Below are 26,848 nucleotides of genomic sequence, written 5' to 3' on the forward strand. Positions count from 1 at the left end.
GTAGCTTGAGTTTTGCAACCCTGGACCCCGGTGCCGCAAATTGTGCGAGCCGGGGTCTTTTTCGGGCACAGTTATTTGTGGGAACAGAAGGCGTTATGCGAAAGACCCGCACAATCCTCAAGGTGCTGTTCGCGGCCGGCATCCTGGCCGGTGGCACCACCCTGGCGGCCCCGGTGGCGCAGGCCGCCACCATCCCCGTCGCCTGTGGCGAGAACGCTCTGGTCGCGGCGGTCAACCTGGCCAACTCCACCCCCGCCGCGGACACCCTCGCCTTGGCTGGTGGCTGCACCTATGCCCTGACCTCTCCCCATGGTGGCCTCGGCAACGGACTGCCGGTCATCACCACGCGTATCGAGATGCTCGGCCCGGCGATCATCACGCGTTCCTCGCTGCTGCTCTTCCGCATCGCCGAGGTCAGCGCCACCGGCAACCTCACCCTGACCACCTCGGTCGCGATCACCAACGGCAGCGTCATCGGCAATGGTGGCGGCATCCTCAACCGCGGCGCGGTGACCTTCACCAACAGCAGCCTGACCGGCAACCTGGCCACTCTCAGCGGTGGCGGTCTGGCCAACGCCGACACCCCGACCGGCACCGCGCCCGCGGCGACCTTCACCAGGAGCCCGATCTCGGGCAACACGGCGGTGCTGCAGGGTGGCGGGATCTACAACGGCCTGCGCGGCACGCTGACCACCACCGGGGTCTCCGGCAGCCCGATGCCCGTCACCGGCAACACCGGATCCCAGGGCGGCGGCATCGCGGCGGTCAACTCGACCGCGACCACCATGACCCAGACCGCCATCTCCGGCAACCACGCGCTGCTGACCGCGGGCGGCGCCTACCGGGCAGGCGGCATCATGACCACCAACAACACCCCGATCAGCGCCAACACGCCGAACAACTGCGTCGGCAGTGTCCCGGCGGTCCCGAACTGCACCGGGTAGTCCGGCTCCGCGACAGCTCAGGCACTGCCCGGTCAGGAGGGAAGCCGCCCGTACGCCACGGGCGGCTTCACCACGTCCAGGCCGGATTCCGCCCGCGGCTCCCCGACGCACCAGAGCACGGCCCGGTGCCGGGCCTGGGCCACCAGGGCGCGGGCGAGCGCGGCACGGTCGGCCGGGGCGGCCGGGCCGGCGAGCGCGCCGGGCTGGTCCCAGACCTGGACGAACACGTCGATGGTGATCAGCTCGGCGGCCAGTTCGTCGTCGGTGATGGCGTGGCAGGCATGGAACACCTGCTCGCCTAGCTGGTTGTGTAGCTCCACCATGGCTGCCCACTCGCGATCCTGGATATGGGTGAGCAACTCAGCGAAGGCCATGCTGGAACAGTCCCGGGGCACGGCAGCACTTCCGTTCTCGCGGTCGTGGCGCCGCCGGGGTCTGGGGCGGTGAGGTGGGGACACTGAGCATAGTGCCAGTGACCTGTGGTGACCGCTGGCGGCCGGGTGAAGTGCGCGCGCCCGCGGGGTCGGGCTAACGTGTACGCACCGGGAGCGCGGGTGGCGAGAGGTGACCGAGGTGGGCACGGATCGGCGCCGCGACATCCTGGTGATGATCGATGAGATCGCCAGGTCCGATCGGCAGCCGGTCAGCATCCGGCACGTCTGCCTCGCCTGCCGGATCGGATTGACCGCGAGCGGGGTGGCGGTTTATCTGGCTGGCGCGGTGGAACCCGTCGAGGTAGTCGGATCGGTGGGTGAAGAGATGGCCGAGCTGCGGGCCACCCTCGGCGAGGGTCCGGTGGCCGAAGTCGTGCGAGGGAACCAGCCGGTGTTCGTGCCGCGCCTGGCCGACCCCGGCACCGCCCGGCGCTGGCCCGCCTTCGCCCCGGCGGCGGTGGCGGCCGGAGTGGCCGCGGTGTTCGTGGTCCCGTTGACACTGGGGGCGATCGTGCTGGGTGCGCTGGAGATCTGCCGGGAGGTCGGCGGCCCGCTCTCCGCGACCGAACTGGCGGACGCGCTGGTGTGCGCGGACACCGCGACAACGCTGCTGCTCAACCCGTCCGCGAACCCGGCGGCGGACGCGGACGGGTTGCCGCACACCGAACCCGAGGGCCGCTGGGCTGTGGTGCACCAGGCCACCGGCATGGTGTCGGTGCAGCTGGACACCGATCTGGACCAGGCCTTCCTGCGCCTGCGGGCACACGCCTACGGTACGGACCGCCGGCTCTCCGAGGTCGCGGCCGATGTGGTGGCGCGCAGACTGAGATTCACCCCGGACACCAACGAGAAACAGAGGTGAGCCACGTGTTGGACCGGCGGGTCACGCAGACCTTCGTCGAACTGGCGGACACCCTCGTGCTGGGGTTCGACACCATCGACTTCCTGCACACCCTGACCGAGCGCTGTGTCGAACTGCTGGACGTGGACGCGGCGGGCATCCTGCTGGTGGACCAGCGCGGCGCGCTGAGCCTGGTGGCCGCCTCCACCGACCAGGCCCGGCTGCTGGAGCTGTTCCAGTTGCAGGACGAGGAAGGGCCCTGCCTGGACTGCTTCCGCGCCGGAACCTCGGTTGGCTGCCCGGACCTGGGTGCGGAGCCGCGGCGCTGGCCGCGGTTCAGCGTCGCCGCGGCCGAGCAGGGCTTCACCGCGGTGCACGCGGTGCCGATGCGGTTGCGGGAGGAGATCATCGGTGCGCTGAACCTGTTCGGCACCACGCCGGGCGGCATTTCGGCCGAGGCGATCGCGCTGGCGCAGTCCTTCGCCAACGTCGCCACGATCAGCATCCTGCAGGTGCGGGCGTTGCGGCACAGCGAGATGGTCACCGAGCAGCTGCAGACCGCGCTCAACAGCCGCATCCTGATCGAGCAGGCGAAGGGGATCCTGACCGAACGGCTGCAGATCGATATCGCGGACGCGTTCGCGCTGATGCGCGACCACGCCCGCAACACCAATCAGTTCCTCGCCGACGTGGCCCAGCAGGTGATCTCGCGCTCGCCCGCGGTGGCCGAGCTGACCAAGGTCAAGCCACCCCGGTAGCCGGAGCCGGGCTCACCAGGCTGAACGAACCCACGGTGCCGGATCCGTGGCTGTGCGAGGTCTACGAGCACGCCGGGCAGGTTGCCCCGGCCCGGATCGGCGGCGTGCACGTGAGCGGGGTCAAAGCTGTTGCGCCGGCGTAGCCCAGTCAGAGTGGTACTCGACGTGGATCTGCCGCGCGTTGCCCAGCACGCCGTCACCCGAGTGGAACTCCGTGCACACGTGGCTGTCCGGCCCCGGCTCCGGCGTGAGCTGGGCGAGGTCGAAGAACAGGGAGGCGGTCTGCCGGAACACCGGTGCGCTGCCCGCCAGGAACACGGTGTCGGCGTGCACTTGCTCGTTCAGCAGATCCCGGTTCTCCCGGTGGTGCCGCGCCCGGTAGTCGATCCCGGCCGGATCCGGCAGATCATCGTCCGGCAGCTGCGCTGTCGCCTGCTTGCCCTTGCCCAAGGCGGCCCGTAGCCGGGGCCAGTGCGCGGCGCGGAACTGCAGGCTGTGCTGGGACAACACGAGATCCATCCGCCTGCCCCGCGGATCGGCCCCGACCGCCTGGTCGCCGGTGCGCAGCGGCACGTGGATGATCGTGTGCCGGGAGCGGGCCGCCAGCAGCCACAGCACGCCGAGCCGGTAGGCCGAGCCGCGGTCGACCTGCAACTGCCACCAGCGATCCATATCCCACAATCCGGCGCGCGCGAACCCGCCGGCCGGTCGGATCACCCGCCAGTCCCGCCCGTCCAGGCGAGCGTGGTGCACGGAGATCGGTGTTCTCATCGGGTCGTCCATCCGGTCCACTTCGTCTGTCCACCTTGGACGGAACGTTCCAGGATCGGTCAGTGGAACGCCAGGCGCAATCGAATTGGACCTGGTCGCGGGACTCAGTCGGCGAGTAGCTGTTCGCGCAGGATGTCGGCGTGGCCGTGATGGTGCGCCAGCTCCCGCAGCACCTGCAGGCACACCCAGCGCAGCGTGCGCGGTCCGCTCCGGTGGCCGGTCACGACAACATCCAGTGACCGGTCCGCGATCACCGTCCGGGCCGTGGCGCAGGCGGCCCGATGAGCCGCCGTGACCGAGGCGATGGTGTCGTCCTCGTTGAGCCGGAAGGATTCCTCCGGGCTTCGCACCAGGCCGAGTTCCCGGCGGGAGGTGCCGCCGACGCACTCCTCGAACCACACCCGCTGCATCCAGGTGACGTGCTTGAGCAGTCCGAGCAGCGTGGTCGCCGACGGGACGAGTCTGCGGCGGGCCTGTTCCTCGGTGAGGCCGTCGAGCGTCGACTCCATGGCACCGCGGTAGTCCTCGATGAACGCTTCGAGCTGGGTGCGTTCATCCGCCAGCGGCACATCGAACGAACCCATCAGCGTCTCCTGTCCGTCGCACTACCCTGGCAAACCCCGCTCCAGCTGCCGGCTGACCGATTCCGCGGCCTGTTCCCTGTCCATCAGGCCCTCGCCGACGGCCTCGAACCCGGCGAGCAGATTCCACCACAGCGCCTTGTACACCCACTCCGGACTGAGCGAGGGGTCCAGGAGGCCCTCGGCGCGGGCGCGGGTGAGCAACGCGAGCATGGGCTGTTCGACCTCGGCGAAGGCCGCGTCCAGCCAGTCGGCCTCGCCGCGTTGTTCGGCTTCGTCGCACACCCGGATCAGTTCGGGGGGCAGTTCGAGGTAGGCGTGCACCGCGCGGCGCAACGCCTGCGCGGCGGTGCCCTCGGTCAGGGCTGCCCCGGCCAGTGCGGCACGCACCCGTTGCACGGCAAGCTGGAAGATCGCGGCCATCAGGTCGGAGCGTTCCGGGAAGTGCCGCTGCAGGGTGCTGCGGCCGACTCCGGCGGCGTCGGCGATCTCGGCCAGGGAGGCGGCGGACCGCTGGGCCAGCACGGTGATCGCCGCGTCCAGGATCGCCGCGCGCGTCCGGCTCGGAGTGTTCGACTCCCGAGTGTCGCTCGTCATGGTGCCATTGCAGTACTAAGTTGTGCCATGACGAGAACAGGCATGTCTTGTAATGGGTCACAACGGCCCCAAAGTGGGACATTGATGTCCCATTCTGTCGAGGCCGCGGCGGTGCGGTCGCGGCGTGGCGGCCTGCCAACAAGGTAGCGGTAGCCGGTCAAGATGAGAGGGAATCGATGAACAACTCCAGCGCGGTCGCCTCGTTCTGGCTCCGGTCGCGGTTGCGGGCCGGGCGGGCCGCGACCTGGCTGCTCAGCGAGCTGGGTGATCTGGTCGTGCAGCTGGAACACCCGCGCTGGCGGGACAATCCCTATCCGCTCTACGAACAGATCCGGCAGCGCGGGCCGCTCTACCGCGGGCTCAGCGGCACCTGGGCCACCAGCTCGTTCACGCTGTGCAACCAGGTGCTGCGGGATCGGCGGTTCGGGGTGACGACGGTGGGCGGGCGTGGGCAGGGCGGGTTACTGGGGGCGCCGGTGCCGACGCCACCGGCGGGGTTCGTGGAGCTGGATCCGCCGGACCACACCCGGTTGCGCCGCCTGGCGATGCCCGCGTTCAACCCCAAGCGGCTGGAGGCGTACCGGCCCCGGGTGCGGGCGATCGTGGACTCGTTGCTGGACAAGGTGAGCGGGCGGGAGAGCTTCGACCTGGTGCAGGACCTGGGCACGCCGCTGCCGATCACGGTGATCAGCGATCTGCTGGGCATTCCGGACGCCGAGCGGGGGGCCTTCGCCGAGTACGGGGAGGTGATCATCGAGGGGTTCAACGGGGTCAGTTCGATGCGGCAGGCCAGGGAGGTCACCGCGGTCACCGAGCACCTGGTGGCGTTGTTCGACCGGCTGTTGCGGGAACGCGCGGTGGAGCCGGGCGACGATGTGATCAGCACGCTGGCGACTGCCGTGGGCGAGGAGCGGATGACCGCGCGGGAGTTGCACGGCACCGCGTTGTTGTTGCTGGTGGCCGGGTTCGAGACCACGGTGAACCTGATCGGCAACGGGATGCGGGCGCTGCTGGAGCATCCGGAGCAGTGGGCCCGGTTGCGGGCGAAGCCGGAGCTGGCGGCGGCCGCGGTGGAGGAGGCGTTGCGGTACGACTCGCCGGTGCAGAGCACCTCGCGGGTGGCGCACACCGAGGTTGAGCTGGCCGGGCAGACGATCAAGCCAGGGCAGACGGTGGTGGCGATTCTGGCTGGAGGCAACCGGGATCCGCAGGCGTACGAGCGGCCGGAGCGGTTCGACATCACCCGGGAGGCCGGGCCGGAACACCTGGCCTTCGCCAGCGGGATCCACTACTGCCTCGGCGCCCGGCTGGCCCGGATCGAGGGTGAGATCGTCTTCCGGACCTTGGCCGAGCGACTGCCGTCGCTGCGGCAGGCCGGTACGCCGGAACGCCGGGATACCAGTGCGATCCGTGGGCTACGGACGTTCCCGGTGACCGCCGCGGTCGCCGCCCAGCGCGGTCAGTGAGTGTCCGGCGGCCGCGGACCAGAACGCGCGGATGGAGTCGAGCAGGGTGTGCCGGGGTTGCCAGTGCAGCAGGGTGGCGGCCCTGGCAGGGTCCACCTGGATCCAGTCCATTGTGGACCGCCAGTCCCCGTTGTCGTGTTCGGTCAGCGTCGCCGGGATGCCTGCGACCTCGATGAGCAGGTCAACCAGGGACCGGACCGGGACGGCGGTGCCGCGGCCGATGTCGATGATCTCGCCGGAGACGTCGGCGGTGGCCGCGGCGCGCACGGCTTCGGCGGCGTCGCGCACGTCGATGTAGTCGCGGTGCGCGGTGAGGCGGGACAGCGACAGGTGGGCTGGTTCATGGCGCTGCGCGGCTTGGATCAGGGTGGCGGCGACCTTGCCCAGCAGGCTGGACGCGGGCAGGCGGGGGCCGACGGCGTTGGACAGGCGCAGCACCACGGCGTTGGGCGCGGCGATCACGGCCTGGCTGGCGGCGAGTTTTGCCCTGCCGTAGCCGGTTTCCGGCGGTGGACCCTGGCTGCGGACAGCTGTTCCGGGTGGTGTGGGGCCGTACTCCAGGACCGAGCCCAGGTGCACCAGGCGGGGCGTGCGCTGGGACAGGGCCAGGGCGGCGAGCAGTTGCCGGGTCAGGGTGAGGCAGCGGGTGGACATCTGGTCGTCGGTCAGGCCCCAGCTGCTGCCGGTGGCGTTGACCACCAGGTCGGGGCGGTGCGTGTCCAGGAACGCGGCCAGCTCGGCAGGGGAGATGGTGGCGAGGTCCAGGGGGTGGAAGGGGTGGGCCGGGGACGGGGTGCCGCGGGCGGTGGTGCGGACCGTCCAGCCGTGGGCGGCCAGGTTGTCCGCGATATGGCTGCCGACGAAGCCGGTGCCGCCGAAGATGATCGCGCGGTGGCCGGTCACCGCAGGCGCACCTCGGGGACGTAGTGGATCCAGCGGCCGCCTGCCGCGTGGAAGTCCTGTTCCTTGGCCATGATCTCCTCGGCGTGGTTCCAGGCGAACAGCAGCGCGTAGTCCGGATAGTACTCGGCGAAGGCCGAGACCGGGCGGACCGGGAGGTGCGCGCCGGGGGAGAGGCGGCCCTGTTTGGCCGGGGTGGTGTCGCAGATGTAGGCAACCAGATCCGTTGAGAGGCCGCAGAAGTTGGTGACTGTGGCGCTCTTGGCGGTGGCGCCGTAGCCGACCACGGTGTGGCCCTGCGCGCGCAGGTCGTGTAGCAGGGCGAGCAGGTTCTCCTTGGTGCGCGCCACGTTGGCCGCGAACCGGTGCAGGGTGGCGGGTTCGGCCAGGCCGCGGTGCTCTTCCTCGGCGAGTAGTTGTGCCACGGCGGGGGAGACGGGGCGGCGGCCGGGGCGGGCCAGGGTGTAGCGGAGTTCGCCGCCGTGCACCGGGAGGCGTTGCACGTCAACGAGTTCCAGGCCGGCGCGGTGGGCGAGGGCGTGCACCGAGCGGGCGGTGAAGTAGTAGAAGTGCTCGTCGTAGATCTGGTCGAAGGCGGTCCGGTCCAGGATGTCGCCCAGGTACGGGTCCTCGAAGACGAAGATGCCGCGCTCGGCCAGCAGGGTGTGCACGCCGCGTAGAACCGAGTCCAGGTAGGGGATGTGGCAGATGGTGTTGGCCGCGTAGATGACGTCGGCGGGGCCGTGGGACTCGCGGACAGCCGTCGCGGTGGCCTCCTCGAAGAAGTCGGTGCGGACCCGGATACCCTGGCTGGTGGCGATCGCGGCCACGCCGCCGGAGGGCTCGAAGCCCAGGTGCCGGACGCCTGCCGCGTGCACGGTGCGCAGCATGACACCGTCGTTGCAGCCCAGTTCGACCACGAACGGGTCGGGGCCGGTGAGTTCGGTCCTCAGCAGGTGCTGGGCGAGGCTGGTGAAGTGCGCGCGCATCACGGCCGAGCCGGAGGAGTGGTACGGGTAGGACTCGTGGAACATGCGTTCCCTGGGCACTTCTTCCATCAGCTGGGTCATGGTGCAGTCCGCGCACTGTCCTACCGCGAGGCGGTAGTAGAACTCCTCGCTGTCGTCCTCGGGGTGGCGGAAGGCGTCGGAGAGCGGATGCTGGCCCAGGTTCAGGAATTCGGTGACCGGGCCACGACAGATCCGGCATGGGACAGTCGGCAGCCCCGCGGTGGCGCCCGGCGTGATCATGGACGATTCCCTTCACTGCAACGGGATCTCTAAGCATGTGCCCCGGCAACTCGCCGGCGTGTTGGCCGTTGTCGTACCCAGTGTTGGCCGAACTGGTACGCCCGTGCGCCAACACACCGTCCACAACGGCCAACACACCGTCCACAACGGCCAACACACCGTCCACAACGGCCAACACACCGACCACAACGGCCAACACACCGTACGACGACTCTGTTGGCGAATCGGCGGCGTGATCCACACCCCGTACAACTTGGGCCAACTGGTACGCCCACTTGAGCCAAACCGGCGTACCAGTTGGCCCAACTCGCCGGAAGATCGGCACGCCAGGGCGAATTCGCCAACAGAGTCGTACGACAACGGCCAACTCACCGCCCATAACGGCCAACTCGGTGTACGACAACGGCCAACACGGTGGGGGTGGGTGCTTCTGGGTGGTTGCTTAGGTTTCTGTTGCCCTGCTTGGGCGACGCCGGAGCCGTGCTGGTCTCGCTAGGTTGGATGTGTTGCGGTTCCTCACTTTTCCGGGAGGATGACCATGACCATTCCCACCGAGACGATCGGCAGCATTCCGCGGCCGAAGTACCTGCAGGACGGACTGGCCGCGTTGGCAGCGGGGACGATTGACCAGGCTGGGCTTGACGTTCTGGTGGATCGGGCGCTGGCGGAGACCATCGAGCGGTTGGCGAAGACCGGCTCGCCGGTGCTGACCGATGGCGAGCAGGGCAAGCCGAGTTTCGCCACCTACCCGTTGCGGGGTGGGCTGGCGCTGGCCGCGGACGGGGCGATAATCCCGTTCGCGGACGGGCACACCCGGCAGCTGCCCCGGTTGACGGCCGGGCCGTTCAGGTATGGCGAGTTCGCGGTGTCCTACCTGAACAAGGCGCTCGGGCTGACCGAGCTGCCGGTGAAGCAGCCGGTGATCGCGCCCTCGGCGCTGAGCCTGCTCTACCCGGCGGACGGGATCGACGGCTATCCACGGGAGACCTTCCTGGCGGAGCTGGCCGATGAGGCGGAGCGGGACATCCGGCAGTGCCTGGACGCGGGCGCGGCCTCGGTGCAGCTGGACTTCACCGAGGGGCGGTTGTCGCTCAAACTGGATCCCTCCGGCGGGGTGCTGGCTGACTTCATCGGATTGAACAACCTGGTGCTGGACCGGTTCTCCGCCGAGGAGCGGGCCCGGATCGGCGTGCACACCTGTCCCGGTGGCGACCTGGATTCGGTGCACAGTCTGGACGTCGACTACGCCGGACTGCTGCCTAAGCTGTTCCAGCTGCACGCGGGCGCGTTCTACCTGCAACTGGCCAGCGAACCGGATCCGCGGCGGGTGCTGGAGATCGTGCGCGAGCACTCGCGGCCGGACCAACGGATCTTCGTCGGCGTGATCGATCCGATCGATCCGGTGGTGGAGAGCCCCGAACAGGTGCGGGACCGCGTGCTGATAGCGGCCGAGTACCTCCCGCTGGAGCGGTTGGGCACCTGTGACGACTGCGGGTTCGCGCCGTTCGCCGATGACACCTCGACCTCGCGGGAGACCGCCTTCGCCAAGATCGAGGCCCGCGTTCGGGGTACCCAGCTGGCAGCGGAGGTGCTTGGGGCGTAAGGGTTCTGGCTCGGGCCGGGGTCATCGCGACCCCGGCCCGGCCACCCTGGCCAGCTCGTGCACCGCGGTGTGCGCGGTGTGCACGGCGCCGTCCAGGTAGGGGTGGTTGGCCACGTCCACGCCCGCGATCCGGATCCGGCCGACGCCCTTTGCGAGGAGGTCGCCGGGGAGTGGGCCGTCCGGCCAGCGGTCGGCGTCGTGCGGCAGGGTCAGGTAGCGGGCGTAGCCGTGCGGCCAGGTGTTGACGGTCAGGGCGGCGATATCGCGGTCCGGGTCGAATCCGGCGGGGCCGAGGATGCGGGTCAGGGTGTCGAGCAGGCTGGTCTCCAGTTCGGCCGGGCCGTGGTTGATCAGCCAGTGGCGGCCCTGGGCGGCGCCGACCGCAGGGGGCACGCCGGGGTTGGTGAAGCAGCCGAAGAAGTTGGCCAGCACCGGGTTTTCCGGGCTGGAGCTGGGCTGGTGGTCGCCGATGCGGACCGGGAACTCCAGGGCGCCGCGCTGCCAGTGACCAGAGGGCAGGGTGAGGCGGTTGATGCCCAGGCGCTGCCAGGGTTTCCAGTCGCGCAGGGCGAGATTGGCGTAGGCCAAGGGATAGCGGCCGGTGGCGGCCGCGGCGGAGCGTTGGGCGGTGGACAGTTCCGGCACGATGGCGGGCAGGCCGGCGGTCCAGGAGGCCAGGATCACGGCTCTGGCGGTGACCCGGTGGTGGCCGCCGGGCGCGGTGTGCGCGATGGAGACCGCTGAGCGGGTGTTGTGGACCTCGACCACCTTGCTGTGCAAGCGGATCCGGACGTTCTGCTGTGGACTGTCCAATTGGGACTGATCCAGGGTGGCCGTGAGCAGCTCGTCGACGGTGCGCGCCGGGGTGAGCGCGGGGATCAGTGCGCGGGCCAGGGCGCGGGCGATGGTGGCGTTGCCGTCCGGGAAGCGGTAGATCGGCGCTTCTTCGCTGTACCAGAACTGCCTGCCGGTTTTACTTAAGCCGGGCCAGGGATCGCCGTCGTAGCCGATGCGCAGGCCGGACAGGCCGGGGAAGCCGATCAGCGCGGCGTCCAGGGCGGGATGCTGGTCGAAGTTCAGGCCGGAGTCGACCGCGGTGGAACGCAGCAGGAATCGGTGTACGGCGGGATGCAGGTCGGCGAAGTCGGTGAGCACCTGGGCGCAGGTGCGGACCCGCAGGGCGGCGAGTTTGGCCGCGCGGTCCCGGCCGCTGAGCCAGTCTGGGCAGCGGTCCAGGAGTTCGCCGAGCTGGCGGCGGGCCGCTGGGGGCATGGGCGCGTTGGCCAGGGCGTCTGTCCACTTGGTACCGGGTGGCAGCACCGCGAGGTGGTCGTGGTCCCAGTGTTCGCGGTGGAAGAACACGCCGAGGCCGCCCGCGCCGTGCCGACGGTAGTGCCTGGGATCGCAGGCTTGGTGGAAGCGGTCGGTGTTGATGCCCAGTTCGCGCAACAGGTCCCGGGCGCTGGCCGGGTAGGTGCTGGGCCGGGTGATCGCCTGCGAGCCGCCGGTGGCGAGCAGTCGGTGACCGTCCACTGTGTACTCATTCCGGGTGGCGTGCCCGCCGGGCTGGGAAGCCGGGTCCAGCAACAGGATCCGGGCGCCGGGCTGGATGTCGCGTTGCCAGAAGTAGGCGGCCGCGAGTCCGGCGATCCCGGCCCCGGCGACCACCAGGTCGTAGCTCTCCTCGGCGTCCGCGAACCCGGTCGCGGGTGCGGGGCCGTCGGCGATCCCGTCGACCACCAGTCGCGGTGTCAGCTCCCCGGCGCCCACCGGCTCACCCGGCGGCCGTGACCTGGTCGAGCACCTCGGCCACCTGATCGGCCTCGGCCGTGCTCAGCGTCAACGGCGGGAACAGCCCGATGCCGCCACTGGCCAGCAGCGGGTGCACCAGCAGACCGCGCAGGCGGCAGCCGATCACCGCGGTCATCACCTCCGGGATCGACGCCGGACCCTTGCCACCGCGCGGAGTCAGCTCGATCCCGATCATCAGGCCGCGGCCCCGCACATCCTGCACGGCCGGACGGGAGCGCAGTGGCTCCAGGCGGTTGAGCAGGTACTCGCCGACCACGCGGGAGTTCTCGACCAGTCCTTCGCGGTCGAGCACGTCCAGGGTGGCGATCGCGGCCGCACAGGCCGCCGGGTTGCCGCCCTGGGTTTCCCCGTGCAGCAACGGCAAACCGGCCCGCCGGAACGCGTCGAAGATCGGCTCGCTGAACAGTGCCGCGCCCAGTGGCAGGTAGCCGCTGTTGATGCCCTTGGACAGCACCAGCACATCCGGGCGCAGCTCGTAGTGCTCGCCGCCGAACATCCGGCCGGTCCGGCCGAAACCGGTGGCCACCTCGTCGGCGATGAGCAGGATCCCGTTGTCCCGGCACAGTTTGCTGACCTCGGCGACGTACTCCGGCGGCAGCGGGATCACCCCGCCGGAGGCCAGCACCGGTTCCAGGATGACCGCGGCGATCCGCCCGCGCTCGGCGTCGACCAGTTCGGCGAACGCGGTCAGCGCGGTCGCGCCGGGCGGATCGCCGGCGGTGCGCGGAGTGGGGATCTTGCGTACCCCGCTGAGATCGGCGCCGTAGGCCCGCTGTTCGATGTCCTCGCCGGTCACGCTCATGCTGCCGTAGAGCGTGCCGTGCCAGGAATAGCGGTCCAGCGACACGATCAGCCGTCGTTCGGGCTGTCCCACCAACCGGAAATACCGGCGCACCACCTTCATCGCCGTCTCCACCGCGCTCGCGCCGCCGGTGCTGAAGTGCACCCGGGTGAGTCCGGGCGGCGCGATCGACAGCAGCCGGCGGGCGAGGGTGGTGGCGGGCTCGTGGGAGAACAGGAACAACGTGCCATAGGAGAGTTTCTTCAGTTGAGTGGTGATGGCGTCCAGGATGTCGGGATGACCGAACCCGCAGGTCACATTCCACAGTCCGGCGGTCCCGCTGAGGTACTCGTTGCCTTGATCATCACGTACCCGGACACCCGAGCCCGATACGATCCGCACACCGTGCTCGGCCATGAACGAGTAGTCCGACATCGGGTTCCACACCGGATCCGCCGGAATCGACGGGACCGGGACTTCCGCGACTTCGCTGGACGCCTCACTCACTCGGTCAACTCCTCCACAAAGGTCACTTCATTGCCCTCGGGGTCGAAAATGGTGCTCGTCCTGACGATGCCCGGGTATTCCTCCACCGCACCAGGGGTGAATCCGGCCGACTCGACCGACTTGACCTGTGCGGCGAGATCGCGGACCCCGATCACCACCGAACTCTTGCCCGCCCGGTCCGGGTTCTCGGTGAGCTGCACCCAGGCATTCGGCGCGAGCTGCCATTCCGCGATTCCCTCGGTGGGCACGACGTCGGGCTCACGTCCGAAAAGCTTCGAGTACCAGGACTGCGCAGCTTCGAAATCAGCCACCGCAACGCCGGCGAGCACGCTGTCGATGTTCTGGTCTCCGGCCGTCAATTAACTGCCCTCCAGTGGATAGGAGTGAAACTTGGCGCGGCTCAACCTACACGAAACGGACATCCCGGTCGAGCATTGATCGGTCCTTCGCCGGATCGTGTGCGCATTGTTCAGGCTCTCTGTGTACACAATTTCTCCGCACGTCTCGGCCATTTACTCAGACAACTGGCCTATTGCTCACCCGCCTCGATCGTCGCCGCAACCTGGGCCACCCGCGCGGCGTCGGCGGCCTCCACCTCATCGGCCACCCGGTCGTCCCTGGCGTGCGTCGCGTCCAGGTCCACCGCCTCGAACTGGATCACGCCCATGTCCTCGAAGGCCCGCCGCACCTTCGGCCCGCACAGGCCGATGTCCTGCACCGCGGGCACGATCCGGGAGAACAGCTGGGACCGGAACCCGCGCATGAACGGCGAATGCTCCACGTGCTCCAGACAATCCCGCACCGGCAGCCCGAGCCGTTCGAAGACCTCCTCGCCCATCAGCCGGTCCCGCATCAGGTGGCAGGCCTCGACCACGAACTCCTCCCGCTCGGCGATCTCCCTGGCGGTCAGCTGCCGGTAGAGATCACGCAGGCCGATCCGGCCGAAGGCGACGTGCCGGGCCTCGTCCTGCATGACGTAGGCGTTGATGGTGCGGAACAGCGGGTGCGTGGTGGAGTCCCGGCCGAGTGCGAACGCGGCCAGCGCCAGGCCCTCGATGAGCACCTGCATGCCGAGCTGGACGATGTCCGGCCGCGGATCTTCTAGCACCGCGGTGAGCAGTTCCTTCATCGGCGCCGAGATCGGGTAGGCGAGTTCGATCTTCTCCCGGACCAGCCGGGAGAAGATCTCCACGTGCCGGGCCTCGTCCACCACCTGGGTCGCGGCGTAGAACTTGGCATCCAGCTCGGGCACGGTCTCCACCACCCGCGCCGCGCAGATCAGCGCGCCCTGTTCGCCGTGCAGGAACATGGAGTTGTTGAACGCGGTGACGTGGTGCCGGTACTCGTTCCGCTCCGCCTGGGTCATCCGCTCGAAGACCGGCGAGCCGAACAGCGGCAGGTAGTGGTCGGGCTCGTGCTCCGGCGAGGTCGGGTCGAACGGGATCGACCAGTCGATCCGCTCGTTGGCGTCCCACTGCTTGGCCTTGCCGCGTTCGTAGAGCCCGAGCAGCCGGTCCTGGCTGGGGTCGTAGTCCCAGTCGAAGACCACGGTGGAGCTGGTGGACAGCGACCACTTGGTCTGCTCAACGGGCAGTGCGTAACGCCTGGTGCTCACCGGATGCCTTCCTAAACCTTCTCGAAGACCGACACCGCGAGGAAACTGGCGCTGGTGAAGGGTTCCTGACTCCAGCCACCCCATCGCGCCCGCAGCCGCAGACCGGCCAGCCGCGCCATCAGGTCCAGTTCGGCGGGGGAGACCAGCCTGCCGCGGAAGGGCAGCACCCGGACCTGGTTGTCGGCCAGGATGATCTCCCTGGTGCTGAACCGCTGGGTGGCCGAGTTCGCCTCGGTGGCCCACAGCACCGCGCTGTTCTTGCCCATGTGGATGAGCACGATCCCGGAGCCCGCCCCGTTGGGATCGAGCTGCCCCAACGTTTCCAGCACCAGCACGCCGTCCTCGGTCAGGTGCTCGGCGGCGTTGGTGACGCACTGCAGCTGCTGTTCCTGGGTGCGCAACAGCAGCAGGGTGTTGTCCACGCAGGAGATCAGCCGGAACCGTTGCGCCAGTGGGATGTCCGGCAGCAACGCGGTGACCGTCCGGATGGCCGCGCCGCCGGGTTTGGCGGCCAGCGCGGCCAGCATCCGCGGTGAGTTGTCCAGACCGTGCACTTCGAGGCCGGCCTCGGCCAGCGGGATGGCCACCCGGCCGGTGCCGACGCCGAGTTCCAGCACGGGGCCCGGTCCGGCCAGCTCGGCGAGGGTGGCGATCTCGTCCTTGGGCGCGGTGCCGCCGTACACCGAGTCGAACACCTCGGCGAACACCTCGCCGTAGGTCTCGCTCTCCATCTGTGCCGCCTCTCCCTACGTGTGAACCGTCCAGTTGGCCAAAGTGGGACGTCCAGTTGGGCCAACCAGGTGTACGACTTGGGCCAACTCGGCGTCGGGTGGGAGGGCGGCACGGGGCAGGTTGGCACGCGCGAACCCGCCCTCCCGATCGATCGCGCGTCAGACCGGTCAGCTCGTCAGCTCCTCAGCCCGGCCGCCCCGCGATCTTCGGGCCGGCGGTGGCCCGATCTCGGTCACCGGTCAGGACGAGATGATCCCGGTGAGCGTGCTCGCGGTCGCCTCCTTCGTGGCGATCTCGTCGCCTTCCTCGCTGTAGAGCTTGACCACGCCCTGCTGGATGAACGCCTCACCGATCGGCGGCACCGAGGTCACCATGGCCCGCATGATCGCCGGACCGCGGTTGTGCAGGCGCCCGAACGGCGTCTCCACGACCAGGTTGACCTCGGAGACGCATGGCACCGGCACGGTGCCGAAGGTGACATCTGCCGGGACCAGGCAGTGGCCCAGCGTGGGCCGGATCATCGGGTCGACGCCGCGGCCCATCAGGATCCGGATCGGGGTGTCCGTGCCGAAGAGCACGGTGCTGACCCCGGTGGTGATGAAACGGTAGGTCTCCCAGTCGAACCGCAGGCTGCCGTCGCTGAGCAGCACGGGGTCCGGGATCGCGATTTCGCTCTCCAGGGAGGTGAGCTTGATCTGCTCGCGCGGGGCGGCGGGGTCGCTGCCGTCGCCGAGCACCACGTCGATGGTGGTCTCCACCGTGGTCCGGTAGCCGAGCTGGCCGTTGCCCAGCAGCACTCGCGGCTGCATGTGGGTCAGGGCTGCGGCGATCCGCTCGTCCACGCTCGTCGTGGTCCGCTCACGTAATCGTGTGACCATCGTTGTCCTCCATTGTCGGGTTGTGCGCACCTCCGCCTGATGGCGAAGTTTCGGGTGGGATTCCGTTTCGCTGGTAGGCGGCCACCGCCGTGTCCACGGCGGTGAGCAGCGCGGCGGGCACCGGCCGGGGCCGTGGCCGGTCGCCGTCCCTGGTGAACCAGGCCAGGCCCTGCCTGCCGCGGGCGACCGGCTGGCCGCCGCGCAGGTACTCGAAGAGCAGGGTGAGCCGGTGCTGGGTCACCTCGCCGACGCGCATCCGGATCAGCACCTCGTCGAAGGCGTGCAGTTCGGCGTAGTACTCGCAGGAGCAGTGCGTGGTGACCAGCAGGGTGCGCTCGCCGAGTTCGGCCAGCACCTCGGGCGCGCTGGTGCGCAGGAACAGTTCGCGGCATTGTCCTTGCCAGCGCAGGTAATGCGTGAAGTAGACGTTGCCGAGCGCGTTGGTCTCCTCGAAGGTCACCAGGTGCCGGTGCTCGAAGGCGGGGATGTCCATCACGGCGCCTCCGGTTCGAGCACCGCGCAGATCACCGGGTGGTCGAGCCCGCGCACCCGGAGCAGGGCGGTGGCGCAGCGGTGACCGTCCACAGTGAACAGTGCCCAGTCCTCGGCGGTGGACCGCAGGAGGGGAATGCCGGGTGTGCGACCGGCCTTGCGAGTGCATTCGAGCACGCACCAGAGCCGGGTGGCCGCGGTGTCCAGGTCTTCGGCGAGTTGTTCGGCCACCCGCAGCCGGTCCGGGCCGAGCAGGTCGGTCCAGGCTTGCCTGGTACGCGGGCGGACGGCTTCCAGGTCGCAGCCGAGTGGGTGGTCCGCGACCACCGCGAGGGTCAGTCCGCCTTGGTGGGCAAGGGAGATCTCGGTGCCGGGGGCGAGGGGTTTGCCGTCGGCGCGGTGGTGTAGTTCGAGGTTGTGACCGGCGGCGCGGGCGGCGGCGGCCAGGCCGGCGGGTTCGCGGTCGCCGGTGGCCACGCCGAGGCCGATCCGGCCCAGGCCGAGCAGGTCGTCCAGCCTGCGTTCCAGGTAGGGGCCGAGCAGGGCGGCGGGCCAAGGGGACTGGGTGTCGAGGGGGCCGATCGCGCGCAGGGACAGGCCGGTCCAGGTCTCACAGATCGCGCCGGAGCGTTCGCGCACCACCAGGTCGACGGTGATCGTGTCAGTGTCGCGACCGGTCTCCACCGCGTCCACGATCAGCCGTCCGGCCAGTGGGCGGTGGCGGGTGATCCGGTCGATCCGTTCGGGTAGGCAGCGCCGGTGTGGCACACAGGCTTGCAGGGCGTGGATGAAGGCGTCTCGCGCGCCCGGATCGCCGAGCAGCAGGTGCTGGGGCTGGTACTCGCCGAACCAGGTGTCGCCGGGGCGGGCGTCGATCTCCACCACGCATCGCCGCGCGCGCAGTTCCCGGTAGGCCCGGACCCGGCGCAGGTTGTCGTGGTGGAAGAGCAGCCGGTCGTAGACATCGCGGCCGAGATCGAGTTCGACGGGCGGCCCGGCGGTCGGTGCTGGTTCGAACCCTTGGTGTGGCTGGAGTTCGGGGGCCACGGTGAGGTGGGCGCGGAAGTGGTCGACGGCGTAGGCGGTGTCGTCGGCGCGGACCACGACCTCGATCCGGCCGTCCGGCTGGTCCAGGGCGGCCACCCGCAGCACCCGGCCGCCGTCGCTGGGCACGGTGACCGGCCGGGTCAGCTCGATGCCGGCGAACCCGGTGACCTCGCCGCCCCGCAGTCCGGTGGCCGCCTGGGCCATCGCCTCCAGGCCGAGAACGCCTGGCAGCAAACAGGTTCCGGCCAGTGCGTGATCGGCCAGGTACGGGTCGCTTGGCACGGTGAGATCGCTGTCGCAGACCAGTTCCACCGCCGGATAGTGCACCCGCGGCCGTTCCAGGAACCGGGTCAGCGGCAACTCGGGTGCGCCGGTGCTGACCGTGGGCGGGAAGCCGAACCGGCCGGTGACCACCACGCTGGTGGATTCCGCTGGTGTGGCAAGCAGTTCGCGCAGCACCCGGGTGGCGGTCTGCGGTGGCATCGCGTCCACTCCGGCAGTGGCCAGCGCGGCCACGCTGCCCAGTCGCGCACCCATGCCGATCTCGGACCAGACCGACCATTCGATGGTGCGGAACCGGCAGCCGGGCAGGCGTTCCGCGGCGGCGGCGATCTCCAGGCCGAGCCAGTCGTTGGCCAGCGCGTAGTCGGCCTGGCCGGCCATGCCGATCCGGCCGATGATCGAGCCGTAGCCGATCACCAGGCGCAGGCAGCCGGGTTCGACCGCGTCCAGGATGTTACGCAGGCCGTCCACCTTGGGCGCCAGGGTGGCGCTGACCGCGGCGGCGTCCAGTGTGGACAGTCCGCAGGGCCGGTTGGCGCCTGCCGCGTGCAGCACGGCGGTGACCGGGCCCAGGTCGGTGCCGATCTCGTCGATGGCGTGTTTGACCGCGTCCGCGTCGGTGACGTCGGCGCGCAGGTAGCGGACCCGCCGCCCGCCCGCGCGCAGCCGGTCCAGGGTGAGCGCGACCTCGGGCTGCTCGGCCGGGTCGGCGCGGCCGAGCACGGCGACCGCGGCGTCGTTGTCCGCGAGCAGCGCGAGGGCGCTTTCCGCGCCGATGCCGCGTCCGCCGCCGGGGACCAGCAGCACGTCGTTGCCGGTCAGCGGTGGGGCTTTGGGCGCGCGTCCAGCCGGGTGTGGGCGGAGCACGGGTTCGGTGAGGTGGCCTGCCTGGTCGATCCGGCGTTCGGCGAAACCGTGCCCCTGGGCGGCTTCGGCCTGGGCCAGGGCGAGCACCTGGGCGCTGGGCGCGGCCGGGATCTCGATCAGGCGGACCGGGCGGCCGGGCTGTTCCAGGGCCAGGGAGCGGCCGAGCCCACCGGCCTCGCCGTGGTGCAGGATGGCGATCCTGGCCGGGGTCTGGATGGCCTGCTGCACGGCGTGTACCAGCCAGTGCGCGGCTTCGTGGGTGCGGGCGCCCCTGGTGTGGATGAGGAAACCCGGGGTTCCTGCGGTGTTCGGGAAGGCGGTGGCGAGGGCTGGGGCGAGCAGGTCGCCGTCCTCGGCGAGCACGGTCCAGGCGATCTCCGGCACCCGGGTGGCCGCTGCGACGGAGTGCCAGTGCACGCCGAAGGTGCGGACCCAGGGCGCGACACCCGGTGGCGGGGTGTCCAGTTCGGTGTCGGCGGGTGGCTGCTGGGCGAGCACCTCGGCGAACTCGGCCAGGGAGGCATCGGCCAGGTCGGTGGGCACCGCGGGTGGGGCCACGCCGAGGGCTCGCGCGGCCAGACCGGCGAGTTCGGCCACGGTGATCGAGTTGAGCCGCAGGTCCGCCAGCATCCGGTGGGTGGGTTCCAGGGATTCCACCGGCAGTTCGACGTGTTTGGCGACCAGCGCGCGCACCACGGTGAACGGATCACCTTCAGTGTCCACAGTGGACTCTTTGGGTGCGGGTCGGGGCGTCGGCAGCAGGACCGGGGCGGACTCGCCGGGCAGGTCCGCGGCGACCAGTTCGCACGGGTTGGCCAGGAAACCGGGGCGGCGCAACGGATCGGCGGTCCGCTGCACCCGGCCCGCGGCGAGTCCGGCCAGGGTCACCTCGGCCCCGTGCACGTGCGCGGCGGCGACCGCGGTGAGGAAGCCGCGGATGTCCTCGCCGCCGCAGTCGGTGGCCACCACCGGGATGCTGACCTGCGCGGTGGCCAGTCCGGTGAGCAGTGCGCCGGGGCCCACCTCCAGGAGCAGGTCGCAGCGGTCGGCGAGCTGGTGCAGGGCCGCGCTGAACCGCACCGGCGAGGTGATCTGCCCGGCCAGGTAGGCGGCGAGGTTGGTGTCCGCGGGCAGTTCGCCGCCGAGCACGGTGGAGATCATGCCGGGCCGCACCGGATCGAAGGCGATACCCGCGAGGTCGGTGGCGAACCGCCGGGCCACCTCGGCTACCAGTGGGGAGTGGAAGGCGTGCGTGACCGGCAGCCGGGTGGCGCGGAATCCCCTGGCGCGGGCGCGGGTGCAGGCGGCCTCGATCGCCGGGGTGGCGCCCGCGAGCACGATCCGGTCCGGCGCGTTGAGGGCCGCGATGGTCACCGGCAGGTCGTCCACCAGCCGGGCCACCACATCCTCGTCGGCGACCAGTTCGGCCATCGCGCCACCGGTGGCGGAGTGCTCGGCGGTGGCGCGGCCGCGTACGGCGGCCAGGTCCACCGCGCTGTGCGGGGCGGTGGCGCCCGCCCAGCACAGCGCGGCCAGCTCGCCGATGCTGTGCCCCAGCACCGCGTCCGCGTGGATGCCCAGCTCTGTCAGGGCGGCGACCCCGGCCAGCGCGGCGCGCACGATCGAGGGCTGCGCGAGCGCGGTGTCCGTGCGGTCGCCCACGGCGGATCCCGGTGCGTCCGGGTACAGCTCGGCGAGTTGCTCGAAGCGGCGGCGCAGCACCCCGCCGCCGAGGTAGACCGGCGCGGCCTGGCCGGGGAAGAGGAAGCCGATGCGCGGGATCCGTTGGGGTTGCCCGAAAAACACTCCGGCGGCGACGTCGATCCGGGTGTGACCCGCGTCCAGCCAGGACCGCAGCCGAGCCAGTTGCCCGTCCAGCCGGAACGGTGTGTCGGCCACGATCGCCGCGCGCACCGGCTGCCCGGCCTTGGTGGTCGAGCAGCGCAGGATGGCCAGATCCCGCACCGAGCCGAAGCTGAGATGCTCGGTCTGCGCGCGCAGCCGGTCGATGTCCTCGGCCAGCGCACGGAGATCGGGGGCGGCGAACGGGATGATCTCGGCGCTCTGCGGGGTGCGGGCGAGCAGCCGCTGCCGGGCGATCGGCACGCTCCGCCGTGGCGCGGGGGTGCCTTCCAGGGTCAGGTGGGTGTTCACTCCGCCGAAGCCCATCGCGCTGATTCCCGCGCGTGGCAACAACTCCGGCGCCCACGCCTCGGGTTCGCGGAGCACCCGGAGCTTGGGGTCGGGGCCGGTGAGCAGGTCGTGCGGGGTGTCGCAGCCGGTGACCGGGGGCAGGGTGCGCTCGTGCACGGCCATGATCGCCTTGAGCAGTCCGGCGATTCCGGCGGCGGCCTTGGTGTGCCCGATGTTGGCCTTGATCGAGCCGATCACCGCGGGGGACGCGGCCGGATCGGCGCCGCGGCGGGCCTCGGTGAGGGTGGCCAGCTCGATCGCGTCGCCCACCGCGGTGCCGGTGCCGTGCCCCTCGAACAGGCCCACGGTGTCGCTGCCGTACCCGGCCCTGGCGTAGGCGCGCCGCACCGCCAGGGCCTGCCCGCGTTGCTCGGGGCGGGTGATGCTGCCGCGCCCGTCCGAGGACACGCCCCAGCCGCGCAGCACCGCGTATATCCTGGCGCCCCACCGGCGGGCGTCCTCTTCCCTTGCCAGTACGGCGAATCCGCAGCCCTCGCCGGGCCAGAAGCCCTCGGAATCCTTGTCATAGACCCGCATCAGCCGCGGGGCCAGTGCGCCGACCTTGGCGAAACCCACCAGCTCGAACGGATCCAGGCTCAGGTCGACGCCACCGGCGAGCATGATGTCCACGTCACCGCGGCTCAGCGTGTCGGCGGCGTTGATCACCGCGAGCAGTGAGGATGCGCAGGCCGCGTCCACCGTCCAGGCGCCGCCGTGCAGGTCGAAGGTGTTGCAGACCCGGCCGGCGATGGTGTTGGACAGCCCACCGGCCAGGGATTCCTCGCCAATCGGCTCGAACGGCGCCTTGTACTCGATCTCCAGCTCGCCCAGCAGGGTGGCGCGGGTATCGGCTGACCAGCCGCCGCGGCGGAGCACCGCGTCCACCCGCCCGCGCACGTACGGCCAGCGCAGCCGCAAGGCCGCGGTGCGGGAGAACTCGCCGGTGAGCGTATTGCCCACGACCACGCCCACCCGGTCCGGATGCACTGCCAGGTCAGTGAATCCCGCGTCGGTGAGCGCGCGTTCTGCCACGTCCACCGCGAGCCAGTGCGTGGTGTCCACCGCCCGGAAGGTCGCGCCGCTGACCCGGTGCCGCAGCCGGTCGAAGGCGTAGTCGGCCAGCACCGCGGCGTAGGGACTGTAGAACTGGTCCGGCGCGGTCGGATCGTTGTTGTGGTAGTCGGCCAGCGGCAACCGTTCCGGCGGGATGCGCCGGAAGGAACGGTGCTGGGCAAGGACGTTCTCCCACAGCTCCCGCGGACTGTCCGCGTCCGGATAGCGGCAGCCCAGCCCGATGACCGCGATCGACTCAGGCATCGGTCTTCTCCAGCGCCACCGCGCCCGCGCGGCCGTTGCGACTGGGCGCCTCCACCGCGACCAGCGGTTGGCTCGCCTTGGCCGTCGAGCGCGCGGACAGGTCCAGACTCCAGTGGTAGGCGCCGCGGATCGCGCACACGATCGCGATGCAGTAGAACAGCCCGAACACCACGCCGGAGCTGACCAGCACGCCGTAGACCGCGGCCGAGCCGAGCCCGAAGGCCACCTGCTGCCATTTACCGGTCGGGGAGGTGCCGGGGTCGGTGATCATGTAGTTGGTGAACAACAGGAACGCGGTGCCGGTCATCAGGCCAAGCCCGGACAGGATCGAGTTCTCTTCCGGGAACAGCAGTCCGCGCAACACCGCCTGGGCGGCCATGCCGAGTAGCCAGGCCGCGATCAGCGGGCCCCTGCGGGTGAGCTTGACGTTGAGCAGGGTGCCGAAGGCGACCAGGATCAGCGGGATGATCCAGTCCAGCGCGCCGGAGACGTGCGCGGTGAAGTGGTACATCGGCGCCGGGCCGATCACCGTGGGGAACACGGTCAGCGCCACCGCGATGGCCAGGTTGGACGGATTGAGGAAGTGCCGCAGCTTCCCGTTGATCCGCACACGCAGGATGTACTTGGACCCGATGGCCAGCGCCGCGGCGAAGGCGTAGGGCCACAGCAGGTTGCCCGCGTAGATCAGCAGCCCGAGGGAGAGCGCGGTGATGTGCGTGGGCAGCATGAAGTTGACGAATCCGATCACCCCGCCACCGAGGAAACGCGGCCGGAACCCGTTGGCCCACGCCTCCAGGGATTCCAGGCCGATTTCGAGGGCGTAGGCGGTGCCGAGCAGCACCGCGATCTGCGCGGCGGAGGCCTCGAAGCCGAGCCAGAGGTAGCCGAGGACGGTGAAGATGGTGATCGAGGTGGCGAACCGGCGCAGCGCCGAGATCCGCTTGTCCGGCGGCGGAATGATCGAGGCGATGGTCAGCAGGTGTCGGCGTAACGGCGGGATGGAGTCCCGGTCCCTCGGTGTGCTCACGACGCCCCCAGTAAGACGGTGTGGCGGCCGGGGCGCACCGTGACAGTGGCGCGCTGGACCGTTCCGGTGCGATCCCGCCAGGCCAGTTCGACCGGCAGCTCCGTGGTGTCGGGTAGGCCGCCGAGGCCGAAGTGCGGCACCGGACTGCTCACGCTGGCATGCCCGTTGCCGCCGTCGACCTCCTGCCGCAGCACCCGGCCGTCCGGCAGCCGCACGCTCGCCGTGGCGCCCGCGGCGGGGGAGCCGAGCTGACCGGGTTCGGTGGGCAGGACCTTGGCCGAACCCGAGGAAGCGTTGGGCGGCAACAACAGTCGCAGGGACAGTGTGCGGCCGCAGCTGGTGCACTTGTTGGTGTGCAGGTAACTTTCCGCGTACTGGTTGGCCACCGCGAAGTCCAGCCGTCCGTCGCCGTCCACGTCGCCGGTGGCGATGCCGCGGCTCGCGCCGGGTTCGTCGATGCCGAGCCGGGCGGACTCGTTGGTCCACTCGGCGCCGGGGCCGCGGACGAAGAAGGCGTTGTGCTCCCGGCCTGAAACGTCCGCGCCGGCGGGCAGGTTCGGCCACAGCCCCACGTGCCGCTGGATGAGGTCGTTGCCCATGGCCAGTTCCTGCACCTGCGGCCAGAGATTGGTCTCGCCGGTGACGAACCCGGTGGCCTGCACCAGTTCCCGGGTGCCGTCGCCGTCGAAGTCGCCGAACTTGGCGTCCCAGGACCAGCCGCTACGGGAGACCCGCAGCTGGTCGGCCTGGTCCTCGAACGGCGCGATTCCCCTTGGCGCGTCTTGGGACCAGCGCCCGGTGTTGATCCAGGCGAAGTGGGTTTCCAGCAGGCCGAAGGGGGCGGTGAGGTTGCTGACGAAGATGTCGGTGTGCCCGTCGCCGTTCATGTCGTCGAAGGCCACGCCCATGCCCTTGAACGAGTCGTTGCCGATCACCTTCGATTTGGGTGTGCCGAAGCCCTGTTCGCCGCGCAACACGGTGAAGCTGACCTGTCCCGGCCGGGAATCGTTGCGCAGCAGGTAATCCGGGCCGAAGTCGTTGGCGAAGTACAGCTCCGGCCGCTGGTCGCGGTCGAAGTCGTGCGCGCCGACGGCCAGGGTCCAGGAGCTGGCCTGCGGCAGCGCGGCCGAGTCGTCGGCGAACCGGACCGTCGGCGTGTCCCCGCCACTGGCCCCGGTCCAGCGCAGCAGCCGGTTACGACCGCCGTTGGCCGCGGCCGACATCGAGGAGTGCATCTCCATCTTCTCGTCCCGCGCCACCGTCGGGTCGAGCAGCCGGTTGCCGTCCGGCATGTAGTTGCCCACCACCAGGTCCAGGTGCCCGTCCGCGTCCACGTCGGTGGCCAGCACGGAACTGCTCGCCCAGCGTTCGGTCGAGCCGGGCAGCACCTCCACCGTGGTGAAGGCGGCCGGGCTCAGCTCGGTCTGGGATTGTTTGCGCAGGTGGGCGATTGGCGTGCGGCCCCAGTAGTAGGTCAGCAGATCGAGCCTGCCGTCCTCATTGAGATCCACCGGCAGGCAGCCCATCGGCGCGATCGTGCGGTCCCGGACCGGACCCGCTTCCAGGGTGAACGGCTGGAACCTCGGTGGTGTGCCAGGGGCGGGGGAGAGGGTGACGGTGTTGGTGCGGGGGTCGGTCAGGCAGACATCGCGTGCGGTGCCCGCGCCGTCCAGATCGGTCAGCGCGACCGCCGAGCCGGTGGCCGAGACCCACGCCTCGATCCGCTGGTAGTCCGGCTGCAGCTCGCGCACGAACCGAATACCGTCCACCGCCTTGGAGGTGAGCGCCTGCCGCTGGAAGTCGAACCGGCCGCGCAGTCCGGGATCATCGCCCGGCCCGCCGGCCATCGCCGCGGTCTGCACCGCCAGTGCCGCGACCACCACGGCCGCGACCAGTCCGGGAACCTGCCGTCGCTGGGGGAAAGTCATGGTGTGGCCCGCGCTTCTCGAACGGGCGCACCGCGGAACACGTCCTGCACACTGGCGCGCCATTGCTGGTAGGTCGGTGTCTCGCCGTGCCCGGACAGGGCGGCGAGGCGTTCGTGCAGCAGCTCGTGTGCCGCGGTGGCACTGCGTTCGGCCAGCACGGCGCAGGCGCGTTGGGCGCCCTCGGGGATCAGGCCCGCGGTGACCCGCGCGGTCGCCGCCGCACAGCAACCCTGGGCCAGTTCGGGGCGATACGGTCCGGCCAGCTCGACCAGCTGCCGGTACTCCTCGTCGCTGACCCCGCCCGCGTAGGTGGCGGCGAGTCCGGCGCCCGCCCACAGATCGGCGTGCCTGCCACCGGTGAACGCGCCGATCCGGCCCGCGACCCGGCGCACGTCCGCGCCCTCGACGAACCACAGTGCCCGGCCCACGCCCTGGTCGAACACCCGGCGCTGCTGCTCCCGCCAGCGCGGGCTCGGCCGGAGTTCGTGCACCTTGTGCGGGGCGGCGAAATAGGCCTGGTGGAAGCCGAAGCCGTCGAACATCAGCCAGGCCAGCAGGGTGTCGTCGGTGCGGTCCAGCCGGGGGTGCAGCCGCAGCCGGGCGAAGGCCCAGCCCGCACCGCAGTGCACCAGGTAGCGGTGCGGCCGCCCGGGTCCGGCCAGCAACGCGGCCAGCCGATCACCGCCGGGGGGCAGGGTGTCCAGGATGGTGTAAGACATGGCCGCGCCCTCGAAGGCGAAGCCCTGGTACGCGGCGGGCACGGCCGCGGTGATCAGCTCGGCCAGCCGGTGCGGATCGGGCTCGTCCACCCCGGCGTTGTAGCCGTGCACGAAGGACCGGCCGACGGTGTCCAGCACCTCGCGCTTGGCCTGCGTGGTCACCGCGAAGCCGCGGTGATCCAGGGTGGCCTCGCGTGGATCGAGGAGCAGCGCCCGCCGGCGCAGCCGCTTTCCCAGCCGAACCAGTGGCGATATTAATGTGCGCTCAGCATGCAACTGGACACCCCCAGGGCATAACACGCGCTGGCGACATGCTTCCGGACCGATCGAGATAATCAATATCCCGACGCACAATCAGTCGCATATAAGCGACGGGTCGCAATCTCCGGCGAGCATACCGGTCAAATCGGACGATCGTCAACAGCCGGTCTCATTGCGTCTGCGTTACCGGTATGCGGATCATAGACAATTGTCCTTGATCATTACGGTGTAGCTTAATTGCCGGT

The 26,848-nt window shown here is 70.3% G+C and carries 22 protein-coding genes; 5 read left to right on the plus strand and 17 right to left on the minus strand.

The window, feature by feature from the left end:
* The first annotated feature begins 95 nt into the window (after positions 1 to 95).
* On the plus strand, positions 96 to 944 hold the full coding sequence (locus ACTOWY_RS33190) for a hypothetical protein (protein WP_441313543.1): 849 nt from the start codon (positions 96 to 98) through the stop codon (positions 942 to 944).
* A gap of 32 nt (positions 945 to 976) precedes the next feature.
* Here ACTOWY_RS33190 and ACTOWY_RS33195 read toward each other — a convergent pair whose 3' ends face one another.
* Positions 977 to 1,318: a hypothetical protein gene (locus tag ACTOWY_RS33195; protein WP_441313544.1), complete on the minus strand. Its 342-nt coding sequence runs from the start codon at positions 1,316 to 1,318 to the stop codon at positions 977 to 979.
* A 199-nt stretch (positions 1,319 to 1,517) separates the two neighbouring features.
* On the opposite strand from ACTOWY_RS33195, the gene ACTOWY_RS33200 reads away from it, so the two are divergent.
* Both ACTOWY_RS33200 and ACTOWY_RS33205 read left to right on the plus strand, forming a co-directional pair.
* Positions 1,518 to 2,240: an ANTAR domain-containing protein gene (locus ACTOWY_RS33200; protein ID WP_441313545.1), complete on the plus strand. Its 723-nt coding sequence runs from the start codon at positions 1,518 to 1,520 to the stop codon at positions 2,238 to 2,240.
* Complete coding sequence (locus ACTOWY_RS33205) at positions 2,237 to 2,977, plus strand: GAF and ANTAR domain-containing protein (protein WP_441313546.1); 741 nt, start codon at positions 2,237 to 2,239, stop codon at positions 2,975 to 2,977. Before ACTOWY_RS33200 ends, ACTOWY_RS33205 begins: the two co-directional genes overlap by 4 nt.
* Positions 2,978 to 3,097: 120 nt before the next feature.
* Here ACTOWY_RS33205 and ACTOWY_RS33210 read toward each other — a convergent pair whose 3' ends face one another.
* From ACTOWY_RS33210 to ACTOWY_RS33220, 3 genes are all read right to left on the minus strand, one after another.
* Positions 3,098 to 3,748 (minus strand): hypothetical protein, encoded by a 651-nt coding sequence (locus ACTOWY_RS33210; protein ID WP_441313547.1) that lies wholly within the window; start codon positions 3,746 to 3,748, stop codon positions 3,098 to 3,100.
* Positions 3,749 to 3,852: 104 nt separating this feature from the next.
* Positions 3,853 to 4,332 (minus strand): DinB family protein, encoded by a 480-nt coding sequence (locus tag ACTOWY_RS33215; RefSeq protein WP_441313548.1) that lies wholly within the window; start codon positions 4,330 to 4,332, stop codon positions 3,853 to 3,855.
* Between the two features lie 21 nt (positions 4,333 to 4,353).
* Positions 4,354 to 4,926, minus strand: a complete 573-nt coding sequence (locus ACTOWY_RS33220; protein WP_441313549.1) for a TetR/AcrR family transcriptional regulator — start codon at positions 4,924 to 4,926, stop codon at positions 4,354 to 4,356.
* Positions 4,927 to 5,102: 176 nt separating this feature from the next.
* Between ACTOWY_RS33220 and ACTOWY_RS33225 the strand changes: the two genes are divergently transcribed.
* The gene (locus ACTOWY_RS33225) at positions 5,103 to 6,392 is read left to right on the plus strand and encodes a cytochrome P450 (protein WP_441313550.1); all 1,290 of its coding nucleotides are present in this window, start codon (positions 5,103 to 5,105) and stop codon (positions 6,390 to 6,392) included.
* Here ACTOWY_RS33225 and ACTOWY_RS33230 read toward each other — a convergent pair.
* Positions 6,342 to 7,295, minus strand: a complete 954-nt coding sequence (locus ACTOWY_RS33230) for an NAD-dependent epimerase/dehydratase family protein (protein WP_441313551.1) — start codon at positions 7,293 to 7,295, stop codon at positions 6,342 to 6,344. The two genes, ACTOWY_RS33225 and ACTOWY_RS33230, sit on opposite strands and share 51 nt — an antisense overlap.
* The gene (locus tag ACTOWY_RS33235) at positions 7,292 to 8,542 is read right to left on the minus strand and encodes a methyltransferase domain-containing protein (protein WP_441313552.1); all 1,251 of its coding nucleotides are present in this window, start codon (positions 8,540 to 8,542) and stop codon (positions 7,292 to 7,294) included. Before ACTOWY_RS33235 ends, ACTOWY_RS33230 begins: the two co-directional genes overlap by 4 nt.
* Before the next feature lie 538 nt (positions 8,543 to 9,080).
* Between ACTOWY_RS33235 and ACTOWY_RS33240 the strand changes: the two genes are divergently transcribed.
* Positions 9,081 to 10,145: a cobalamin-independent methionine synthase II family protein gene (locus tag ACTOWY_RS33240; RefSeq protein WP_441313553.1), complete on the plus strand. Its 1,065-nt coding sequence runs from the start codon at positions 9,081 to 9,083 to the stop codon at positions 10,143 to 10,145.
* 21 nt (positions 10,146 to 10,166) lie between these two features.
* On the opposite strand, the gene ACTOWY_RS33245 is transcribed toward ACTOWY_RS33240, so the two are convergent.
* The 11 genes from ACTOWY_RS33245 to ACTOWY_RS33295 form a co-directional block, all read right to left on the minus strand.
* The gene (locus tag ACTOWY_RS33245; protein WP_441313554.1) at positions 10,167 to 11,915 is read right to left on the minus strand and encodes an NAD(P)-binding protein; all 1,749 of its coding nucleotides are present in this window, start codon (positions 11,913 to 11,915) and stop codon (positions 10,167 to 10,169) included.
* A 4-nt stretch (positions 11,916 to 11,919) separates the two neighbouring features.
* Positions 11,920 to 13,245 (minus strand): aminotransferase family protein, encoded by a 1,326-nt coding sequence (locus tag ACTOWY_RS33250; RefSeq protein ID WP_441313555.1) that lies wholly within the window; start codon positions 13,243 to 13,245, stop codon positions 11,920 to 11,922.
* Complete coding sequence (locus tag ACTOWY_RS33255) at positions 13,242 to 13,604, minus strand: VOC family protein (RefSeq protein ID WP_441313556.1); 363 nt, start codon at positions 13,602 to 13,604, stop codon at positions 13,242 to 13,244. The genes ACTOWY_RS33250 and ACTOWY_RS33255 overlap by 4 nt, the downstream gene beginning before the upstream one ends.
* 170 nt (positions 13,605 to 13,774) lie before the next feature.
* Complete coding sequence (locus ACTOWY_RS33260) at positions 13,775 to 14,860, minus strand: diiron oxygenase (protein WP_441313557.1); 1,086 nt, start codon at positions 14,858 to 14,860, stop codon at positions 13,775 to 13,777.
* An 11-nt stretch (positions 14,861 to 14,871) separates the two neighbouring features.
* Positions 14,872 to 15,591: a class I SAM-dependent DNA methyltransferase gene (locus tag ACTOWY_RS33265; protein WP_441313558.1), complete on the minus strand. Its 720-nt coding sequence runs from the start codon at positions 15,589 to 15,591 to the stop codon at positions 14,872 to 14,874.
* Between the two features lie 240 nt (positions 15,592 to 15,831).
* The gene (locus ACTOWY_RS33270; protein WP_441313559.1) at positions 15,832 to 16,470 is read right to left on the minus strand and encodes a hypothetical protein; all 639 of its coding nucleotides are present in this window, start codon (positions 16,468 to 16,470) and stop codon (positions 15,832 to 15,834) included.
* Positions 16,451 to 16,963 (minus strand): acyl-CoA thioesterase, encoded by a 513-nt coding sequence (locus tag ACTOWY_RS33275; RefSeq protein ID WP_441313601.1) that lies wholly within the window; start codon positions 16,961 to 16,963, stop codon positions 16,451 to 16,453. The genes ACTOWY_RS33270 and ACTOWY_RS33275 overlap by 20 nt, the downstream gene beginning before the upstream one ends.
* The gene (locus tag ACTOWY_RS33280) at positions 16,963 to 22,668 is read right to left on the minus strand and encodes an SDR family NAD(P)-dependent oxidoreductase (RefSeq protein ID WP_441313560.1); all 5,706 of its coding nucleotides are present in this window, start codon (positions 22,666 to 22,668) and stop codon (positions 16,963 to 16,965) included. Before ACTOWY_RS33280 ends, ACTOWY_RS33275 begins: the two co-directional genes overlap by 1 nt.
* Complete coding sequence (locus ACTOWY_RS33285; protein ID WP_441313561.1) at positions 22,661 to 23,695, minus strand: enediyne biosynthesis protein; 1,035 nt, start codon at positions 23,693 to 23,695, stop codon at positions 22,661 to 22,663. Before ACTOWY_RS33285 ends, ACTOWY_RS33280 begins: the two co-directional genes overlap by 8 nt.
* A complete protein-coding gene (locus ACTOWY_RS33290; RefSeq protein WP_441313562.1) occupies positions 23,692 to 25,623 on the minus strand; it encodes a CRTAC1 family protein in 1,932 nt (643 codons plus the stop codon). Before ACTOWY_RS33290 ends, ACTOWY_RS33285 begins: the two co-directional genes overlap by 4 nt.
* Complete coding sequence (locus tag ACTOWY_RS33295; protein WP_441313563.1) at positions 25,620 to 26,618, minus strand: DUF1702 family protein; 999 nt, start codon at positions 26,616 to 26,618, stop codon at positions 25,620 to 25,622. The genes ACTOWY_RS33290 and ACTOWY_RS33295 overlap by 4 nt, the downstream gene beginning before the upstream one ends.
* Positions 26,619 to 26,848 lie beyond the last annotated feature (230 nt).

The organism is Crossiella sp. CA198 (assembly GCF_052078295.1).
In the GTDB taxonomy this organism is placed as follows: Bacteria; Actinomycetota; Actinomycetes; order Mycobacteriales; family Pseudonocardiaceae; genus Crossiella.

Excerpts from the sequence above, each read along its gene's own strand:
- ACTOWY_RS33190 (WP_441313543.1), top strand. The coding sequence starts at position 96 with ATGCGAAAGACCCGCACAATCCTCAAGGTGCTGTTCGCGGCCGGCATC.
- ACTOWY_RS33195 (WP_441313544.1), bottom strand. The coding sequence starts at position 1,318 with ATGGCCTTCGCTGAGTTGCTCACCCATATCCAGGATCGCGAGTGGGCA.
- ACTOWY_RS33210 (WP_441313547.1), bottom strand. The coding sequence starts at position 3,748 with ATGAGAACACCGATCTCCGTGCACCACGCTCGCCTGGACGGGCGGGAC.
- ACTOWY_RS33215 (WP_441313548.1), bottom strand. The coding sequence starts at position 4,332 with ATGGGTTCGTTCGATGTGCCGCTGGCGGATGAACGCACCCAGCTCGAA.
- ACTOWY_RS33220 (WP_441313549.1), bottom strand. The coding sequence starts at position 4,926 with ATGACGAGCGACACTCGGGAGTCGAACACTCCGAGCCGGACGCGCGCG.
- ACTOWY_RS33225 (WP_441313550.1), top strand. The coding sequence starts at position 5,103 with ATGAACAACTCCAGCGCGGTCGCCTCGTTCTGGCTCCGGTCGCGGTTG.
- ACTOWY_RS33235 (WP_441313552.1), bottom strand. The coding sequence starts at position 8,542 with ATGATCACGCCGGGCGCCACCGCGGGGCTGCCGACTGTCCCATGCCGG.
- ACTOWY_RS33240 (WP_441313553.1), top strand. The coding sequence starts at position 9,081 with ATGACCATTCCCACCGAGACGATCGGCAGCATTCCGCGGCCGAAGTAC.
- ACTOWY_RS33265 (WP_441313558.1), bottom strand. The coding sequence starts at position 15,591 with ATGGAGAGCGAGACCTACGGCGAGGTGTTCGCCGAGGTGTTCGACTCG.
- ACTOWY_RS33270 (WP_441313559.1), bottom strand. The coding sequence starts at position 16,470 with ATGGTCACACGATTACGTGAGCGGACCACGACGAGCGTGGACGAGCGG.
- ACTOWY_RS33275 (WP_441313601.1), bottom strand. The coding sequence starts at position 16,963 with ATGGACATCCCCGCCTTCGAGCACCGGCACCTGGTGACCTTCGAGGAG.
- ACTOWY_RS33280 (WP_441313560.1), bottom strand. The coding sequence starts at position 22,668 with ATGCCTGAGTCGATCGCGGTCATCGGGCTGGGCTGCCGCTATCCGGAC.
- ACTOWY_RS33290 (WP_441313562.1), bottom strand. The coding sequence starts at position 25,623 with ATGACTTTCCCCCAGCGACGGCAGGTTCCCGGACTGGTCGCGGCCGTG.